The organism is Candidatus Nitrosocosmicus sp. T (assembly GCF_054408485.1).
Window position 1 is genome coordinate 2,768,253 of the sequence record NZ_CP166992.1, and the last position, 19,954, is coordinate 2,788,206.

18 protein-coding genes are annotated in these 19,954 nt (G+C 33.3%); 9 read left to right on the forward strand and 9 right to left on the reverse strand.

The window, feature by feature from the left end; translation table 11 throughout:
* Nucleotides 1-22 precede the first annotated feature (22 nt).
* Both AB0A59_RS14280 and AB0A59_RS14285 read right to left on the reverse strand, forming a co-directional pair.
* Complete coding sequence (locus AB0A59_RS14280; RefSeq protein WP_458744851.1) at nt 23-1,741, reverse strand: helicase C-terminal domain-containing protein; 1,719 nt, start codon at nt 1,739-1,741, stop codon at nt 23-25.
* A 122-nt stretch (nt 1,742-1,863) separates the two neighbouring features.
* Nucleotides 1,864-2,865, reverse strand: a complete 1,002-nt coding sequence (locus AB0A59_RS14285; protein WP_458744853.1) for an EF-Tu/IF-2/RF-3 family GTPase — start codon at nt 2,863-2,865, stop codon at nt 1,864-1,866.
* A gap of 146 nt (nt 2,866-3,011) precedes the next feature.
* Here AB0A59_RS14285 and AB0A59_RS14290 point away from each other — a divergent pair, with 146 nt between their 5' ends.
* A complete protein-coding gene (locus tag AB0A59_RS14290) occupies nt 3,012-4,436 on the forward strand; it encodes a DEAD/DEAH box helicase (RefSeq protein ID WP_458744855.1) in 1,425 nt (474 codons plus the stop codon).
* A 290-nt stretch (nt 4,437-4,726) separates the two neighbouring features.
* Here the strand turns inward: AB0A59_RS14290 and AB0A59_RS14295 are convergent, their stop codons facing one another.
* Both AB0A59_RS14295 and AB0A59_RS14300 read right to left on the reverse strand, forming a co-directional pair.
* A complete protein-coding gene (locus AB0A59_RS14295; protein WP_458744857.1) occupies nt 4,727-5,452 on the reverse strand; it encodes a hypothetical protein in 726 nt (241 codons plus the stop codon).
* A gap of 58 nt (nt 5,453-5,510) precedes the next feature.
* Nucleotides 5,511-6,221, reverse strand: a complete 711-nt coding sequence (locus tag AB0A59_RS14300) for a hypothetical protein (RefSeq protein ID WP_458744859.1) — start codon at nt 6,219-6,221, stop codon at nt 5,511-5,513.
* A 387-nt stretch (nt 6,222-6,608) separates the two neighbouring features.
* On the opposite strand from AB0A59_RS14300, the gene AB0A59_RS14305 reads away from it, so the two are divergent.
* A complete protein-coding gene (locus AB0A59_RS14305; protein ID WP_458747619.1) occupies nt 6,609-7,031 on the forward strand; it encodes an acyl-CoA thioesterase in 423 nt (140 codons plus the stop codon).
* Between the two features lie 344 nt (nt 7,032-7,375).
* On the forward strand, nt 7,376-9,118 hold the full coding sequence (locus tag AB0A59_RS14310) for a helix-turn-helix domain-containing protein (RefSeq protein ID WP_458744861.1): 1,743 nt from the start codon (nt 7,376-7,378) through the stop codon (nt 9,116-9,118).
* Between the two features lie 179 nt (nt 9,119-9,297).
* On the opposite strand, the gene AB0A59_RS14315 is transcribed toward AB0A59_RS14310, so the two are convergent.
* Both AB0A59_RS14315 and AB0A59_RS14320 read right to left on the reverse strand, forming a co-directional pair.
* Nucleotides 9,298-10,359, reverse strand: a complete 1,062-nt coding sequence (locus AB0A59_RS14315; protein WP_458744863.1) for a hypothetical protein — start codon at nt 10,357-10,359, stop codon at nt 9,298-9,300.
* A gap of 372 nt (nt 10,360-10,731) precedes the next feature.
* On the reverse strand, nt 10,732-11,586 hold the full coding sequence (locus tag AB0A59_RS14320) for a hypothetical protein (RefSeq protein ID WP_458744864.1): 855 nt from the start codon (nt 11,584-11,586) through the stop codon (nt 10,732-10,734).
* A gap of 193 nt (nt 11,587-11,779) precedes the next feature.
* On the opposite strand from AB0A59_RS14320, the gene AB0A59_RS14325 reads away from it, so the two are divergent.
* Nucleotides 11,780-12,394 carry an NADPH-dependent FMN reductase gene (locus tag AB0A59_RS14325; RefSeq protein ID WP_458744865.1) on the forward strand — a complete coding sequence of 205 codons (615 nt, stop codon included), beginning with the start codon at nt 11,780-11,782 and terminating at the stop codon, nt 12,392-12,394.
* A 108-nt stretch (nt 12,395-12,502) separates the two neighbouring features.
* Complete coding sequence (locus tag AB0A59_RS14330) at nt 12,503-13,414, forward strand: DNA adenine methylase (RefSeq protein ID WP_458744866.1); 912 nt, start codon at nt 12,503-12,505, stop codon at nt 13,412-13,414.
* A gap of 88 nt (nt 13,415-13,502) precedes the next feature.
* Here the strand turns inward: AB0A59_RS14330 and AB0A59_RS14335 are convergent, their stop codons facing one another.
* The 3 genes from AB0A59_RS14335 to AB0A59_RS14345 all read right to left on the reverse strand — a co-directional run bounded on the left by AB0A59_RS14335 (nt 13,503) and on the right by AB0A59_RS14345 (nt 17,227).
* On the reverse strand, nt 13,503-14,603 hold the full coding sequence (locus AB0A59_RS14335) for a DNA topoisomerase IV subunit A (protein ID WP_458744867.1): 1,101 nt from the start codon (nt 14,601-14,603) through the stop codon (nt 13,503-13,505).
* A 12-nt stretch (nt 14,604-14,615) separates the two neighbouring features.
* Nucleotides 14,616-17,003 carry a DNA topoisomerase VI subunit B gene (locus tag AB0A59_RS14340; protein ID WP_458744869.1) on the reverse strand — a complete coding sequence of 796 codons (2,388 nt, stop codon included), beginning with the start codon at nt 17,001-17,003 and terminating at the stop codon, nt 14,616-14,618.
* 65 nt (nt 17,004-17,068) lie between these two features.
* The gene (locus AB0A59_RS14345) at nt 17,069-17,227 is read right to left on the reverse strand and encodes a hypothetical protein (protein ID WP_458744871.1); all 159 of its coding nucleotides are present in this window, start codon (nt 17,225-17,227) and stop codon (nt 17,069-17,071) included.
* 170 nt (nt 17,228-17,397) lie between these two features.
* Between AB0A59_RS14345 and AB0A59_RS14350 the strand changes: the two genes are divergently transcribed.
* From AB0A59_RS14350 to AB0A59_RS14365, 4 genes are all read left to right on the forward strand, one after another.
* Complete coding sequence (locus tag AB0A59_RS14350; RefSeq protein ID WP_458744872.1) at nt 17,398-17,577, forward strand: zinc-domain-containing protein; 180 nt, start codon at nt 17,398-17,400, stop codon at nt 17,575-17,577.
* 145 nt (nt 17,578-17,722) lie between these two features.
* Nucleotides 17,723-18,127, forward strand: a complete 405-nt coding sequence (locus tag AB0A59_RS14355) for a S6e family ribosomal protein (protein ID WP_458744874.1) — start codon at nt 17,723-17,725, stop codon at nt 18,125-18,127.
* Nucleotides 18,128-18,250: 123 nt separating this feature from the next.
* Nucleotides 18,251-19,480, forward strand: a complete 1,230-nt coding sequence (locus AB0A59_RS14360; protein ID WP_458747620.1) for a translation initiation factor IF-2 subunit gamma — start codon at nt 18,251-18,253, stop codon at nt 19,478-19,480.
* A gap of 6 nt (nt 19,481-19,486) precedes the next feature.
* A complete protein-coding gene (locus AB0A59_RS14365; protein ID WP_458744876.1) occupies nt 19,487-19,939 on the forward strand; it encodes a hypothetical protein in 453 nt (150 codons plus the stop codon).
* Nucleotides 19,940-19,954 lie beyond the last annotated feature (15 nt).

The following is a 19,954-nucleotide window of genomic DNA, read 5'->3' on the forward strand; positions in this document are numbered from 1 at the left end:
AATTTGCTATACTGCTACACTACTATCTTGTAATAATAGCTTCCGAGAACCATTTGGGAATCATTTCTTTACCGTTTTTTAATAAAAACGAAACACTGCTATCAAGAATATAGGTATTTGCGTAATCATCAGCATTTCTAACACTTCTTCCATATGCTTGTATAAGTCGTAGTATCGTATTCCATTCGTACCACTTTGGATTACGCTGTTTTAGTACCGAGACTTTCTTATCCGTTAGATCGGGATATGGAACTTTTACTATTATTTGGAATCTAGAAAGATCATCCTTAAGGTCCACTCCTAAGAACATGGATGGAGATATAAGGACTGTGGGTCTTTCACTTTGAGTATGTTTTAGTATCATTTCATTTCTATCAAACTTTGGATTGGTTTCAATGAGCCTTGATAAATTTGCCTTCGACAAGTTATTCTTTATAAACTGAAGCTGGGAATAAGACGTTGTGTGAATTATACCTTTGTCATTCTTATGCACAGAAAGAAGATTATCAATTACTTTGACTATATTTGGCAAAGACTCGCTCATAGTTCGTGCATTTAACCAGGCTACATTCATCAGATAGATAGGTCTATTTTTAATTGGGAAATCGGAATTTTCAACTCGTATAAACTTTACGTCTTCGTTCTTTAATCCTACAGCTTTACATAGATTTTCTTTACTCAAAATAGTAGCGCTCATCAACAATGAAACGGAACCCTTATCAAAAATATCTGTAAAGTAGTTTGATACTACTAGTGGTTCTAATTTAATTCTTGCAAGTTTATTGTCTATTTCATTTTTAGTAATATTTGTAACTAGCCAGTTTTCCTTATTAATACGCAAGTCCTCTAAAAATGTCAACAAATTTTTTTCATAATTTATGGCATCTATAAGATTCTTTTCGCTAACATGAATATCCTGACTGATGCCCCCTGATCCCAAAATATTTGCGGCTTTCTCAACATACCTAGTAAATTGCTCTTTTAATCGGGTACAAAAATCTATCCAGGTTTCGACATCGGTCTGTTTACTATCGGGTAAATCTATTTTTGGAAAGAACCTAATTAAAGATTCTTTACTGAATATGATATTTTTGAATGAGGATACTTCAGATTCTAGCGTGTGAGCTTCATCTAAGATCAAGAGCTTTCTTTTATTTACGCCAGATGAATAAAAGAGATCGGATAGAAAATATTTGTAATTATAGATAGTATGGCTAGATTTTATAGACATCCATTTTTGATGATAATACTCACAGGGCTTCCATTCGATTCGAACAAGCTGGGAATGTTCTTTTGCTTTGTCATAATATTTTTTTAAAGCGTATTTATTTATCTCTAGGTTTTCATAAATAGTTCCTTCAGATTTTACATCATAATCGCTCATTCTAGTCTTATAGATACAATCAAAATTATCATCTTTCAGGCAAGGTCCATATTCACAACTTTCTCTTATGCCCATATCCTCTTTAACAATGCAAGGAAAATTATTTCGACCTTTAACCTCAGAGAGGTATGGAAAATCTCTATTGTACTGAGTTTGCAGATCCTTTGTTGATGTGCAAATATGAGAGCTTCCTAGAAATCGTGCAAGCGTTACTGCTACGGCACTCTTTCCAAATCCTGTTGGTGCTTCTAAAAAGATGAATTTGTAATCGGATTTGAGTGCTTGGTCAAGTTCATCAAGAACTTTATCCTGGTTAGGACGGATATAATCGAGAGGGAAAAAACTTCGCATAGACATAAGAGGGGATGATTATCTATACACTAACGGATTATTAAAGCGTAACCAAATAATCATGCGATATACATATACAATTCAATTATATTTTTTGGAGTGGAATATACTAGAAATAGAGCGACAATTCACTCCATAATTCCATGACCCATTATCCGCATGCTCTTTGAATCCGGTTTAAATAAAATGCACAAATCATTCTTTACAAATGCCAGTGGTTTTTCAAATGAAATTGATAAATTTGAATCGGACATTTTCTTTATTTTCACTGTCCGTATCTGAAGCCCTACACTCATCATATAATTCTGTGTTTCAGATATTTCTTCCTTAAAATATTGATTTTTGATAAACGCTAACTGAAAATTAGAAGCTGCTATTTTAGCAAACCCTGGAGATGTAATAACATCTCCTCTTGATATGTCCTTAGCAGATGCCCCCTTAATTGCCAGGCCCACACGAGAATCTTTTTTCGAAGTATTGACTGGATCATCATGCATTTGAATGGATTTGATAACCACGGTTTTGTTTGATGGGCTTAATACTAATTCATCATAAGTTTTAATTTCTCCATGTTTAACGGTTCCCAGAACTACTGTTCCTACTCCCTTAACGTCAAAGACATGATCTACTACAATACAAGCTTCAGAGGATTGGAGGTTCCCATCTTCTTTATCTTTTAGATCCGCCACTGTTTCTGTTTCTGTTTCTGTTTCTGTTTCTGTCTCTGTTTTTGATTCCATTTCAGATATACTGTTTTTCAACTGTTCTAAACTATCCACTATTTGAAATGATGATAAGCCAGTATTCTTTATGATATTTCTTACTTTTTCACCATCGATCTCATAACCATATAAAATAAAACCACTCTTTATGCCAAAAATATCAACTGCTATTAGCTGTTCGCCAAGAAAAGAATCGAGTTTGGAGATATTGATGATTGCATGGTTAGACATCGCTACAGATTGTAGGAGGGGCTGAAGTTTTTCAGGATAAGTATTAGGGAAACAATAAGAAATGATTTTATCACTAGTTTTTCTATCATATATGGTAATATCACTTGAAGTTCCCTTTTTTCCCAATTCATTTGCAATTGTTGTATCGCCTAGTAAAACAAAATTAAAACTATTCAAAACTTTTGATTAGTATAGTTTTTTTTAAATAAAATCGTTGCTTTTAGATCAAATTATGATCAAATAACCCATAATATAGAACATTCTAATGCATTGCTTTTTATATAGTACAAACTCATATAGAATTCCTGAGCTGAATATATTAATTGGTTAGTTTTGAAGAACTTGGTATTGAAAAATCTATAGTTAAAGCATTGAAAGAAACTGGAATCGAACAACCATTTCCTATTCAAGAATCAATAATTCCACTTATTTTAAAAGGAGAAGATGTTATTGGTAGATTGAATACAGGAACTGGTAAAACAGCCGCATTCGTACTACCTATGTTGAGTAAGTTAAATCCGAAAAATTTTCTACAAGGACTGATTTTGGTTCCTACTAGAGAATTGGCTATACAAATTACAAGTACTATAAATCAACTTGTAAAATATAGCAACCTGAGGTCCGTTGCAATCTATGGCGGGCAGAATTTCCAAATGCAGAGGAAAATACTCAATAAAGGTGTAAATATTGTAGTTGCAACCCCGGGAAGACTCTTGGATCACATGAATCAAGGAACTATTACGTTAAGTAAAATTAATTTCCTTGTCCTTGATGAAGCAGACAGAATGTTAGATATGGGCTTTATTGATGATATCAAAGATATCCTATCATATATTGATAGTAAAAAGCAAATTTGCCTTTTCTCTGCAACAATGCCTGATTCCATCATGCAACTTGCCAAAGAGCAAATGAAGAATCCGAAACAAATTAGCATTGAAAAGACAATCTCACAGGCAAACATAAATCAATCATACTTGATGCTTTACGAAAAGGACAAATTCCAACAGTTAGTTAGCACTTTGAAGCCTATTTCAAACAATGGTAATAGTCACATCATTGTCTTTACGGCAACAAAACAAAGAGCTAGAGATCTGACGTATAAATTAAGAAATGACGACTTTTTTGTAGATAGTATCCACGGAGATTTGAATCAGAGACAAAGGGAAAGTACTCTTGCAAGATTTAGAAATAAGAAATTCAATATTCTTATCGCTACAGACGTTGCATCAAGAGGACTAGATATCACTACTGTCAGTCACATTATCAATTACGACATACCTGATGATGCAGAGACATATTTCCATAGAATAGGAAGAACAGCAAGAGCAGGAGCAAATGGTACCGCACTTTCCTTTGTTTCCCAACACGACATGTTTACCCTTAGAAAAATTCAAAATATCGCAGCAAACTCCCTAAAGAATCTAAACACAGAGTATGGAATAGAAGTAGATTTCAAATTCAATAGTGCCCCTAGGCCTAATCGTTTCAGGTCTAATTATGGTAGAAGAGGATACAGTCAAAGCAGGGTTCCAGGAGAACAAAGGTCTAGGAATAACTATGACAATAGCGGCAGTAGCAGATATTCGTCTAGGAATAACTATGACAATAGCGGCAGTAGCAGATATTCGTCTAGGAATAACTATGACAATAGCGGCAGTAGCAGTAGCAGTGGGTATCCATCCAGAAGACTAAGTGGTATTACCAGACCCCTTGGCCGAAAGAATAATTATAATAGAGACTCTAACTAGAGACTCGAACTAGGTAGACAAAAAATAGTAAAGAAAAATATGCATGGGACTAGTCCCGCTAAGGATAGTCAACATGCAACAACACTTTTTTTCATAAATTTCTGTTTGTTAATAATATAGTTGTAAATTTGTTCACTCTAATTTCTGCACAGAGCGTTAATACTTATCCGTCCTTAAGGATTGAACTTGGGTTACGGCAGGTCATAAACGTTGAAATCAATTTAGATATTTTTTTTGAATAGATATTAAATTTAAAAAATTTTTAAAAAAAAGAAAAGATTATTCTGATCTTATTCGTGATGCTCGCCGCTTAAATGAGCGATCTCATTAACCCCTAAGACTATAGTGGATGTTGCTGGAAAGTCAATATCCTCTGTAGAGTTATTTTGAATTGCTATATCTGTAATAGGAGTTGTTTCATTTGATGCAATATCTACATGATAAAGACAGAGATCTCCAGGTGTAGACAGTGGTTCTACAAATTCTAATTCAGCTGGGGCTAGATTAGGTGCTTGACCAATCAATACGTTTACAGCGGTAGCACTATCTTCACTACATGGAAGCTTTGCTGCAATGTGGCCATTCATAATTTTATATGGTGTAGAGTCATAAAGATGAATAAAACTGTCTTCAGGTAAGCTTGCACCTTCTAATAATACAGTCTGGGAATCCCTAGTGACAGTGTTTGTTGAAGTTTTGTTTGTTGAAGTTTCATTGTGTTGCTCGTCTGTTTGTTCTACAACTTCATCTCTAGGTGTTGCGCTAGTGGCATTATCGGTAACCAATCCATTGGTAGTATTTGTGGTTGTTGTTGTTGTTGGCAATAATTCTTCTTCAGCTGGTACACTGCTAGTTCCATTAGTGAAATTTTGCTCTGCTGCACCTGTTACATTCGAAGCCTCAGATAAGGTTACATTTTGTTGTGCGTATACATTTCCATTAACAGAAAATATGGCTGATACGAGTACAAAAGCTATAAAAAGGGATATTTTTGTACTAGTTGATTTGTTAGTCATTATTTTATATTAAAAATACTGGTATTTATGTAATTTTTAGTACAATTATCGAACCGAACTATTCATTTACCTTTTTTATATTATTGCGTCTCCTCCTTGATCTCACAATAAATGAAATTCCAATCAAAGCAGCAAGTGGTATGTAAATGTAATAATAATTCATCATAAAGGTTAGTAAAAGATTATAGATTCTTTCTGCTATTGGAACTTCAACATTAACTTCGAATACAGAGTTCAAAGTATTGAAGGTATAGAAAATGTCCTTAATATCCACAAATAAAAGATATTTTCCAGGCTCTCTAAATACATAATCAAAATCGTAATGTCCTTGTCTAACGAGAGTAAAATTATTGGGATTTGAAAATACAGGATTTCCATCTTTAAAAATAGAAAAAGAAACAGGAAGCTCGATTAATTCGTCTCCCGTATCAGAAGTAAGACGAAAAAGAAAAGATGTATCTTTACCAATCATAGGTTTTGATGGATTTACCAAAAGCTCTATAATGTAATTTCCTATTGATTGCGTTTGAGTGCCATTAAAGCTATCATCACTACCTCCAAAAAAAGAATGTGCAAAAGCTAGTTGCTCATTGCCAACTAGAGAGAAACAAATTATTACTATAAATAAAAAAAAGATAGGGACAAAAATTTTTGATGATTGAAAACGTCCCAAGATTCTGATCAGAGAATAATAATTTACAAGAAATGTTAAACCTAGGAAAATAACATATCTAAAAAACAAAACTTTGGTAGATGGAAACACATCCATAATTGGACAAAGTTTAATATAAATTCAATAAATCATAACCATAAAATTACTTCATAGGTATGATGAGAATGTACTCCGCATTTTTTTATTATTAAGGTAATAAAATATATGATTTATTACACTCGGACAAAACTTGAAAAACGATAGGATTATCATACATCAAAATTCCATGATTTTTTAAAAACATGGTTCATCCTAAAGCTGCTGATGAACATCACCATCAGCTTGAATTGATATGCCAAGGTAAAAAGAATATTTTAAGAATTTATTAAGTCTGGTTTATATGATGGATATATATTGACAGACGAGTTTCAACAACAACAACAACAACCACAAAATATATGCAAAAAAACAGTCCAAGAATCAGAAGCAGAGACTACAATAGTAATGCTGCCTTCTGATGCAAACCCACTTGGAAATGTTTTTGGTGGAATGATTCTAAAATATGTGGACCTGTTGGCCGGTTTAGTGGCAAAAAGACATGCAGGTCATGCAAACATTGTTACCGCAAGCATGGATAGCATGACATTTCTAAAGCCAGTATATATTGGAAACGCTTTGATTTTAAAGGCAAAAATAAATTATGTCAGGCGAAGTTCTATGGAGGTGGAGGTAAAAATAGAAGCAGAAGATCTAAACAAGTCCCAAAAGGTTCACACAGGTACAGCATATGTAACCCTCGTAGCACTAGATGAAAAAGGAAAGCCAACCGAGGTTCCTCAATTGCTTTTAAGAGATGAGGAGGAAAAAAGAAGATTTTTAGAAGGACAGGTCAGGATGGAAATGAGGTTAAAGAATAGGAAAAAATAGCGCAAAAGCGGATCCACAACATAGCTTAGGGTTTATTCACTGGTATTGCCACAATGGCCTTGACAGCTTCAACTTCAGTATTATATATCAATTATAAAAAAAGAGTAAATCCACATACAATACTCTCCCAATGACCCTCAAAAGAGCACTTTGAGGAAGGGAATCCAGAAATTATCAGAGGTTAGAAGGTATCCATCCCTCCTTCGAAGGGGGTGTTTTGATTTTTATGCTAGTTTCTGGTTCCAAGAGCATAGAGGACAAAACCATACCAACCACGATATGACCGCTTTTGGACATTTTTTGACCAGGTTTTTTTGAAAAATGACGGTATTACGTAGTATAGTTTGACTATAAATAGCACCAAAACCGCTGAAGCAGTCATAAAATCTTATATAAACGGCCTTCCAAGATCAGAAATTTCAGCAAATACGGGTATTTCTGAAGGGGCAGTCTCAAACATCATCAAAAATTGGAAAGAATCAGGAGAAGAAATCCAAGATATCGAGGATATTAGGGGTTTTATGAAACAGATATACAAAACAGGTGCTACAGTCAAAGAATGCGCTCGGGGTTTTAGAATGGTGCAAATGATGCATTGTTTCTACGATAATAAGAGTCAAGATGTAGAGGTTCCCACCATTTTCTGGGTGTTTATTAATGACATTCTCAGGCCTTGTATAAAGTTAGGAATCCCACCGCCCCTCATCCCTGCTTGGATAAAGGATCTAATAGATTTCCTTTTGCATCCCAATAGACATGGTGATGTTTGTTTCTACTCTAATAGACAGAATATAAGCAATCAACAGCCTATCAATAAAATCTCAACTAGGCCAAATTCAATTAAGACAAAAGCTTGTAGATTAGACTATCCTAACAGCACTGAAAAACTCGAAATAGCAGAGATATCATATGCTAAAAAGCAAATTTTACGGCAAGAAAATAATCTTCCTGGATTAGTTCATAATAGAAAATATTTGGTAGAAAACCCAAACTTTTCTTTTATATCAAAGTTATCATCTCATATCAACACAAAAAAGAAAGAATGTATCGAACTTGAAGAACGTATCAAAGGACAACAAAACAAACTTGAACAACTAAATTTACAAATCGATAGGTCTCAAGCCCTCAGAAATTATGTGATTGATGAGGAACAGTCCATAATGGAGGTGTATAACTGGTATCATGAATTGAAAAACGCATTAATGAAGGATTACAATATTCCAATAGAAGATGTTCACAAATTTGCAAGAGTTATCCACGAGTTTAGCAAAAGTGGATATGATGCAATCTATATTCTTAAAGATTTTTTAAAACTCGGCTATATGAAATTTGAAATACAGGTCCTTGGCACTGAAATTAAACAACTAAAAGATAAGAAAACAGCTATCAAGAGCACATTGAAATTTGATGAATCAAGGATAGAAGAATGTAGGCAAACCATGGATACATACTATCAATTAGAAAAAAAGAATTTTGGGCTAGACAAATTAAGACAATTAAAAGACATACTTGTAGAAACATCTAGAGTCGAAAAAAAGCCGATTAATGTAGTATCAAGAGAGTTCTTTGCAGATATTCAACAGAATTATTATGATACAGTTAGATTTGAATCAAAAGTGATAGAGGAAAGAAAGAAGCTTGTGGAGGTCAAGAATAAGCTAGACGAATCAACTAACAGACTAGTAATGCAACCCCATCTATACGCGGCATTAACAAATCTTTTGCAAAAAGGAGTTTCTGAAAAAGATATTCTGGATACCTATAAAATAATCAAAAGCTTTGCAAACGGCTTAACTAAATTTACTAATACTTTAGAATTGCCAATCTATAATGAAAATGACTATAGTGGTATCGAAGTACAAAATCAAGACCTTCAAACTAATTGGAAACTAATAATAGAAAAAATAAGAACATACAAAAATATGCTTTCAGATGTAAAACTACAGATCATTAAATACAAACAAATCAAAAAGGAATGGACAGTACTTTATTTACAGAAACAGAATTTATATAAAGAACTCAATCGAGGCCTGTATTATTTATGTAGTAGCGGTTCTAGTAAGAATTTATTCTACAGTGTATTATGATTTGGAAATCATAGTATATACAAGGAGAATAAAATTAAGAACAGATTTTAGTTAGATTACTGATTGGAGTGAGTAAGTGAGTGAGTGTTATCTTCTACCATATATTAAGAATGTATCAGCACGTAGAGGGAAAGAAGAAATTTGAGAGAAAATCGTTAACTTATCATATTTGCTCATAATCATTTATTTCTATTCAAAACCTTTGATTCATCTAGTGGATATACATACACATTAGCTTTCTCATCTTCTATTTTTAAAGAATCCAGTATTATGGAGCCCTTCAATTCTGATTTGTCTATACCCCAACCTTTTTTTCCCAGAATACAGGTGTCGTCTATAGTATAGCTAAGAATAGCAGGATTGAAAGGCTCTAATGTTATTCTTTCTTCACCTAACAACCCTTTAGTCCTTATGGATTCAGACAATTTTCTGCCACCGTCATTTAGTAGATACTTGACACCATATTTTTCTCTCAGGATCCAAAGTCCATTGTGAATATCAAATTTTTCCCCAGTATCGATAAAAGTGATAAGGTTGGATTCTTTGATGATCTTTGAAAGATGGTCATAAACTAAACTGGTAGTAAGTATTATTACCTTTTGATTGTTCTTTGGATTCAGCATTGCTATTTTATTTTTCTCATAAAATTCGACCAAATGTGATTCAGAAATACTTTTTAGTGAACGGATGGAAACAATAAAATAAAAATTATCAGGATCCACAAGTTTCTTTGAAAGATTCAAAAGTTCGCTGTATAGAGCCGGGTGTGGTTCCCTTAAGTGTTTTCCAAAAAAATCCCAAGACCAAATTTGACCATAGTTCTCCATCATGTTATTTACTGTAACTATAATAGCTTGATTTCCTACAATGATACGATGCAAAGAAGCAAATATGTTGTCACCCAACTTCCTACTGCCACCTGTGAGTAACGTAACACCTCCTCCTCTTAACCCAAGAAGCTTAAAAATAAAAACTCCGCTATTTGGTGAAAAAGCTTTAGCTGCTATAAAACTTGTAGCTTGATATGGCACACTCATCTTATTAACGAACTCATCTGAAGCCCCAATTACTATGTAGGGAATTATTTTAGATAGATGACTACATTTTAAATCGCTATTGGTATCATATATTTTTACACCTCTTTTCTTATAATGAGTAAAAGTATCGTAATCTAATAGCTTATTTTCAAAAAGCAAACCGAGTTTATCAAAATAATCCTTTTTGATTGAATCAGAATCCATCAAGTTCTTTACACAAGACACAATAATAAGTACACACTTGATTATTCATTCTTTGATACGGAGTACTGGACTTAGGCTGAGAGGCGACAACTAATATCAGACATTATTTCTATTTTGAGATGTTTTATTTTATTTTATTTTATTTTATTTTATTTTATTTTATTTTATTTGACAAAACAATCCAAGTACAATGTTTACATAATCGGTTCTTTAAATGAGTAATAATAATACAGATCTAGTCAAGTAGTTTGCAATTACAGATATCAAGATCGGGGTTTCGGGCTTTGATTATCACAATGATTGGATTTAAGAAATGAAATAATTGATTATCCTACGCACTCGATAATCAAAAAAAGAACTAACTAAAAGAAATTAGCTGATGTAGTTTTTGGCACATTTTTCAATTTCTTCTGTTGACAGATAATTTCCTTTGTCATATGCTCTTTCAAAGCAGGTAGTAAGCAATAATTTGCGCTCTTCTTTATTCACAGTATTTTCGTTGTATACTTTTGCATCACTGTCTTTGTCTTTGTTATCATCATCATTATCGTTGTCTTTTGCATCACTGTCTTTGTCTTTGTTATCATCATCATTATCGTTGTCTTTTGCATCACTGTCTTTGTCTTTGTTATCATCATCATTATCGTTGTCTTTTGCATCACTGTCTTTGTCTTTGTTATCATCATCATTATCGTTGTCTTTTGCATCACTGTCTACATCTACATTCACATTGTTAGTATCATTAGGATTGCTGTTAGTTGTTGTTGTTGTAAATGAAGAGGATTGTACTGGGGCAGAGCTACCAGCATTAGAATTCGTATCCACGACTCGAACTATGCCTACACCAGAACCATCTGTCATGCCTGTTTGAGGACCATCAGATGACGGTAAGCCCTGACCTTGGCTGCTTGGTGCAACAGGGGACATTGATGGGCTACTGCTGCTGCTGCTGCTTGAGCTACCAGTACCACTATTGTTACAATTTTCAGCTGAGGAAGATGTATATACATAGCTTGACATGAAATTCACTACACAATCAGCATTTTGCATGGCGGAGTCTTTATTAGGATCGTTAGGTGAGGTATATGTTTGAAAGTTATTGTTGTAGTTTACCAGATCACCTGGAGCAGCATCAACCAATTTGATTGATGAAAAGTTAACTGAACTTATAACTAATAATAAGAAAATTGCAGGTATGAGACTCGAAGTTAGTTTATTGTAATACATGGTTATGATTTTTTAGTGGATATTCTTTATGAGGATTGTTTTTAATAATTATGTACGTATTTTTTTCTTAAAACTATAATTCAATTCTAGTAGAAGATTAATTTTCTTTGATTTCTATCACGCTCTTTGAACTTTTTATGTGAATCAATATAAAAAGTAAATATTCAAATAATAAACAATTGAAAAAAAACTAATGACAATAAAATTATTGGGAATTGCAGGAAGTATGAGGAGCAATTCCTATAGTTTTAAAGCATTAGAGCACGCTTTAAAAATAGCTAAAGATAATTATAATGCAGAGATTAATTTATTTGACCTCAGAAAAAATCGAATGCCTATTTATGAACCCAATTTGAATCACGATCAGATTCAAACTGCAGAAAAAGAAAGCTTACAAATGGCAGATACTCTAGTCAGATGGGCAGATGCGATTATTTTGACTTCTCCTGATTATCATGGTTCGATGTCAGGTGTATTAAAGAATTTTTTAGACTATTTTTGGAAGGAATTTTCTGGAAAAACATTTGGATACATTTGTGCATCTCATGAAAAAGGACTTACGGTAATGGAACAAATGAGGACTGCAGTAAGACAATGCTATGGATGGAGTATGCCCTACGGCATTTCAACAAGCTCCAATGACTTTGATGATGCAGGCAACTTAATAAACAAAAAAACACTATTACGGATAGAAATGCTATCTAGAGATATAGTTTATTACGGAAAAGTTATTAGAAATCAATTTCTCACAGATGCATCAAACAAAGTCAAAGAATCTTATTCTTTTCTTACATCAGATAGGGACTGACTGGAAAATAATACCAATATAAACATTTTATTAGTTTCTACTATAATTTAGTGACATAGAAAACAATCATATGTCTTAATGACAATTTAACGCATAACTACATACCAATTGTACAAAACCAATACAACATCTTTTTTGAAATGGGCAGGTGGAAAGAGAAGGCTAGTTACATTATTAGACAAATTTACACCAACTAATATTGACAGATATTTTGAGCCCTTTTTAGGTAGTGGTGCTTTTTTCTTTTATTTAATTCAATCAAGAAAACCGTTTAAAGCTTACTTATCAGATTCAAATCCCCATTTGATTAACACGTATAGAGAAGTAAGAAATAACATACATGAACTGATAGAAATCCTGATGGATCATCAAAACAGTTATCATAAAAGTGGAGAAAAATATTACTATTTTGTAAGGGATGATAAAAGTAGTAAAACCAATACAGAGGCAGCAGCGAAGTTTATTTTCTTGAACAAGACATGTTATAATGGATTGTACAGGGTAAACAAGATAGGAAACTTTAATGTTCCCCATGGCAGGTATTTCAATCCAAAAATATGCAATAAAGAGAAGCTTATTGATTGCTCTAGTTTACTCAATAGTGCGGAAATAAAGATTGCTTGTGATATTTATAAAAATACTACTTTAAAGTGTAAAGACAATGATTTTGTTTATTTAGATCCACCCTATTTTCCAGTATCAAGAACATCAAACTTTACAGATTATACTAAAGAAAGTTTTGGAATGCAGCAACACAAAGAATTGGCAAGTGAATTTGACAGATTAGACAATATTGGCTCTAAAGTATTGCTTTCTAATTCTAATTCAGATTATGTTAAATCATTATATAAAAAACACTGCATTTTAAAAGTGAAATCTACTAGGAGTATTAACTGTAATGCGGATAAAAGAAGTGATCACCAGGACTTGATAATCTCAAATTACAATTACAACAGAAAAACAATAGATACTGAGAAGACAACAACCCATAAGTTAAACAAGCTGATAATATCAAAATAGTAAGCGACTGATGCATATATAGGCATTTATACATCATATCAACCATAATCAAAAAATATAAAAATATTTTTTAGATTCTCAAGCTCACTTAGATTAAACCTACCATGCGAAGCTTTTGAGGCAAATAGGTTTCGGATAGATATTTAAATCCATGTTTAAAGAAAGCGTCTAATTCACATTTTTCCTTTTTATTTAAAAAGAGATTTAGTTCTTTTTGCCATTGTTTATTTTGCATCCAAGGTTTCTTTTTCATGTCGTTGGCTCTATTAATATCTTCATCAGTTGCTGTCAATCGAGCAACTTCTGGAATATTATACTGATAAATATCTGAAAACATCATTCCAAGGACCTGAGCATTTGGAGTTACCAGCCTTTCACTATCATAACTTAACGATTCGCTACCAATCTTGTACCTTAACGCAATACCCAAGCCCCAAGGATCGGCATCGGCAAAAACTACCACAGGTTTTTTCCACTGTTCATTTAGAATCTTCACCATCATTCTTGTTGCACGATCCGGTTCACCTGACCCAGTTAACAAAATAGCGTTGTATTTCTGAATAAAACCAGATTTCCTTATATTATTTAGAACGGTGTCTTTTTCGACCACCATTACAAAATCCGCCTTGACATCATCTATTTGGACATCGCCAATGTTGGTTGGGATAAGTTGAGATGTGGCTCTGCTTCCAAGATTACAATCTATTATGTCACCCCCAACCCGCAATTTTATTGGCCCAGAAATCATTCCTTTAGGTTTTGAAGTTACAGAAAACTCTTCTCTTGGGATTCCAGTTAAAAGCTCAACAGCTTTTATAGCATTATCAGAATCCTCTTGGCCTGTCCAAAATTTTTGCTTGTTTTTATCGTCTCCTACATTACTAAGGGTAGCATAATACATCCCTCGAATAGTACTTTCCATATCTTCATCAATTAATTTTTTTACTGCATTGGCCATGACCAAATATTGAGCAAAAGTGGGTATTTTCTTTACGCTATCTGGACTAACTTCAATTTTTTTTTCACCTGTTGTAAGCATTCTTTTTTCATCCGACCAAACAGTATTATCATATCCTATTTTTGGTAAATCTAGAATAGGCATTTGATTTTGCTTGATTACATCATCAGATATTTTCCTCATAATCCTTTTTATGATAGTAACAAATTCTCGTTTTTTTGCAGTAGACAATAGATAGATTATTTATTTCTTTTTACCCTTATTTACCCTTTTACTATAGGAATCTATCGTTGATTGAACTTCTTTGGCTTTAGACTGATTTGGAGGTTTATTAAAGGATTTATGAATTTTTGTCCTGTTTATACTTGTTTTCACAGTGAGGCGCTTGTTTTTATTATTTGTAGTGTCTTTTTCTTTGATGATTAATTTCTTATTCGCACCTTTGTGTTTTTTATTTTTAGTTACATTTCTTGTAGGATCAACCTTACCTAATTTACCAGTAAAGCTCAAACCGATCTTTTTATTATCCTTTTTAAGTTCTATCTCGTTTAAGTTTGGTTTAGAAAAGGCGGCATCTTTGGTCTTTTGAGTCTGTGGGGCCTTTTGAGTCTGTGGTATATCCTGTATATCCTGCTCTAAATCTATATCTGCAAGATCCATTTCATTAGATGCTTGAACGGGTAAAGTAGGATCAGCAGCATCAGATATATCGATTTGGGGTTTCTTGGATAAATGATTCTCAATCAATCTAGAAAACGATTCGTTTAATTTTGAATTTTTACTCCCAAGCGAATCATTTATTGAATCTACTATGAATGGCAGATAGTGTTTATACAGTCTGATCTTATTTTCTGCCTCCTTTAATTTGAGTTCCTTGCGTATTTGTGTACTTAACTTCCTATATAGTTCGGATAAACAGGATTTCATATAATATTTTAGTTCGCCTTCTGAAGCAATACTTTCTTTTCCGGCGGTTTTGTAAGGGATTTTGGTTGAACAAATATGGAAAAAAATATGCAATGGCAAAACCTCAATGACTCTATCTTTTTTTGATTCTTTGTTGACAGAAAATTGTTCCTTTGCTTGTTTTTTGGTGATCCCCATCTTATTAATCTCTACTTCTGATATAACCTCTCTAGCAACATCGGATCCTTCATCGTATAATAGAGGGATTTTATTAGCAAACCGATATAACTTGAATGAAGGAATATCCCCACCATAAGCCAAACCAGTTTCAACTACTGTGGGCCTATTATTTATGACACAAGTTCTTGATGTATAAGTAGTAAGGACAGGCTTAAGGACTTTAACTGAAAAATTTGATTTTGATAAATTATTTTTGAATGGTGTTGGTGTTGGTGTTGGTGTTGATTTCTCATTTTGTATTGATTCAAAAGTCGATGCAGTAACAGTGTCATCGGTTCCTTGAGGGGCAGAATCGGTATTATTAAGAACAGGCTTTTCAACTGTGGTCGTTACTCCTGTGTTATCGTTATCGTTCCCTTTATTTGAGACAATGGTATATTCCGACATCATTCCTATTGTAAGGACTTCTCTACCAATAGGACTCAAATGATCCGTATTGGGATTCTGGAATTTAGTTTTTTTGCAAATGTTTACAATCTTAATAAGATCATGCTCACTAAAATCACCAGTGGAGGTCTTTAATGACAGTCCGGTATTAGTGACGATATCCTTCGCTTTTTCATAAGAAAGCTTTTGAAATGATGAACTTAAAATTTTTGGTAAAGACATTTTTTGAGCTTGGAATTTAGAAATGGCTTTTTTTAAGGTTTTTAGATCCATATCGGAAGGATGAGGCAAGATTTCTTGTGCCGGATTAGGCATTATGGATGTCCTTCTATTAAATTGAAATATTCCATCATCTGTTTCAAAGGTTATGGATGAATAAGGATTTACAATACTCGTTTCAGAAACATACTCATAAATTTTGTTCTTAGTAATAGGTACTAACTTTGCCCTCAAAATAACTTCGATCCTAAAACCTGATGTACCCTCAATACGACGATGTTGTTTAAGCAGTAATTTTTTTGACAATACAATAGGCTTATTGGTTCCAATATCAGTTCGTAACTCAAAATAATATTCATCTTGCTCATCAATTGATTTATTCCAAACTTTTATTGGAAAATCAGTATCTTTTGTAGAAAAAGCCGCAACCATTTTCAAACCAACTCCGAAGAGTCCCCTTTGTTGTTTCTCCATGTATTTTGCAGATGTTAGAAAAGAGCAAACGGCTATGGGCAATTTATCTGAATTTATTCCCGTTCCATTATCTTCGCAAGTCAACATCCACAAATCATTAGATTGATCAAAAATTTTTAATGAAATCTTAATGGACGGCAGAATCGAAAAACTTTCGCAAGAGTCCAAAGAGTTTTCTATAAGCTCTCTAATGGCCATGTATAAAATACGTTCACCGGTAAAACCAGCTAATGCGGAATTATCCACAAAAAACTCGGATTCTGCCTTCTTATTATAAATAATTTTATACTTTTCTAACTTTGTTGCTGATTGAGAGCTATCCCTCTTTAATTCTTCAACTTGTACTTTTACTTTTACTTTTTCTTCGGCTGAGTCTAAGACGGTGGAGGCAGATTTATTCGGCATCAAATACTTTAATTAATATCTTATTTGATTTAATCGTTATTCAAACTCTCCTTGTGATTACCTACTTAATCGATTTGAGAACCATATGGGGTAGATGAATTTTTTAATTCTTTTAAAGTAAGTGGAAGAATTTCTAGATAATACCGCTTCTTTTCCTTTTGAATAACTAGATAATCGGAGCCAGATCCAACTACATTTCCATCCAATAATTCTTTAATTTTCATACAGGTTAATTAGTACAATAGTCAATATTTTGGTTTTCCATAATAAAGAATACGGTTGATAGCTGATGAAACATCAGGCCAATTAATCAATTAATTAATCGACTAGTTAGTTGAATTGATTTTCAAGGTTGATAAAAAAATATTTAAGAATTCAACAACCAATATTCATCATGGACGCCAGATGTGGAAATTGCAATAACAAGGCTAATTTTGATATTGAAAAGAATAGGATAAAATGTGAAAAATGTGGTATTGAAATAGATTACGATGATTATATTGAACAGATGAAAGAAAAAGCGGTTACCTTAGCAGATAATTTTCAATCAAGTTGGGATAAAAGTGGATTTTAATTATATAAAAAATAACCCGCATGCAACAAGTTTATTAGATTAAAATATAAGTTTAGGTTGAAAATTTCACTCAACAAAAGGCAATGAAGAAGAGTGAAATTTTTAGCAAGATTAATTAAGGTTGAAAATTTATCTAATAAAGACTTTGGTAGAATTTAAAGTAGTTATCTCAGATTCAAAGGGTAAAAGCACTAATCAGGAGTTAAAGGATAAAAGTGCTCAACCACTATTAGGTTCTAAACTTGGAGACATATTAGAATCGTCTATTTTAGGATTTAAGGAAGGAAAAATAAAGTTAACCGGCGGAAGCGACAAATCAGGTACACCTATGCGCTCAGATCTGCATGGGGCCACAAAAAAATATGTACTCATGACAAAAGGAGTTGGAATGCGAAATCTAGAACCCGGGGAAAGAAAAAGAAAATTGGTCAGAGGAAGCATGATCACAGAGGAAATCTATCAAGTGAATTGTAGTTTAATTGATGCGACATTGCCTGAAAAAGAGCAACAACCTTCAACACAAGAAGAAGCCCCTCAGGTAACTAAATAAAATTAAAAAAATTTTTTTTATCTTCTCTTATAATTATCTAGTTTAACACTTTAAGTAAATTAATATTTGAATGAAAAAATACATCATGTATTGCACTGGAAGGATACTTTACCTGAATGGTATATTCAAAAATATGGTTATCAACCATGTATAAACATAGGTACCTCAGGACATGTAGATCATGGTAAAACTACACTTATTGAAGCTATAACAGGAGTTTGGACGAGCGGTCATAGTGAAGAGCTTCGACGAGGAATTACGATTAAAGTAGGTTATGCAGATGCCGCTTTTTATAAATGTCCCAATTGTCAGCCTCCATCAAATTATTCTGTTCAACCCAAATGTGGTATATGTAATTCTGAAGCAGAATTATCAAGAGTAGTTAGCTTCGTTGATTCCCCCGGTCACGAAAGTTTAATGGCTAATATGCTTTCTGGAGGTGCTCTTATGGATGGTGCAATATTAGTTGTTGCAGCAAACGAGAAAGTACCACAACCACAAACTAGAGAACATCTACTAGCATTACAGGTACTAGGGATTGAAAATATTGTAATCGTACAAAACAAAGTTGATCTAACTGAAAAAGAGAATGCAATAGAAAATTACAACCAAATAAAAGAATTTGTAAAGGGAAGTGTGGCTGAAAATGCCCCAATAATTCCCATATCAGCACAGCACAAGGCAAATATCGACGTATTAATCGAACACATTGAAAAATATATTCCCACGCCAGAAAGGATTCACAACAAAAATGGTATAATGCACATATTGAGATCTTTTGATATCAACAAACCAGGTACACCCATTAAAAACATCAAAGGAGGAGTATTAGGGGGGGCTTTAATTCAAGGTGAATTTGAAGCAGGCAGTGAAATAGAAATTTTGCCTGGGATTTACAATGAAAAGAAGAACAGATATGACCCTATTTTTTCTGAAATAGGGTCATTAGCCACTGGTGCAGGTTTGGTGGATAAAGTGAAACCAGGTGGATTGGTTGCAATTGGTTCAAAACTGGATCCATCATTCATTAAAAGTGATTCATTAATAGGTGCAGTGGTTGGAAAACCGAATTCATTGCCCCCAGTAGTAGATGAAATTACGATAGACATTAATTTATTTGATACCGCGGTTGGAACACAGGATTTGGTTAAGGTGGAACCCATAAAAACTAAAGAAAATTTAAGGTTGAATATAGGAACAGCGGTTACTATAGGAAATGTTATAAATTCAAAAAATCAGAGGATTGAAGTAAAAATAAAGAAACCGATTTGTCTGATGCCCCAAAGCAGAGTAGCTTTAAGCCGGAGAATAGCAGATCGATGGCGATTGATAGGTGCAGGAATAGCTGTATAAATTAAGATGGAGGTTATTTCTGATACCAGTTTTTTAATGGTTTTATGCTATGATCCAGTCAAAAACCTGGACGCCCTAGAATCTAGATTTGGAAAACTAGTATGGCTCATTCATCCGGAGACGATTAACGAACTAGTTCAGTTAGAAAAAACGGCAGGGATAAAGAGATCAAAAATTGCCAGTCTTTCCTTAAAAATAATAAATGACCAGCTAAATAAAGGGGATTTCAAGTATTTAGACAAAAATGAACTTGATAAGTTAGAATTACCACAACAATCCAATTCAGCAGTGGATTCCATATTATTGAATATTTCAGCGGAAAAAAGACGGCCTTTGGCGACAATAGACCAGAATTTAATTAAAAGGGCTCTTAAAAAAGGAGTTGATGTGATCACATTAAAAAGCAACAGAATTATTTTTGTAAATTCCAAAGTTAGGTCAAATTTAAATTATTCCTAATAACCTTCTTTATAC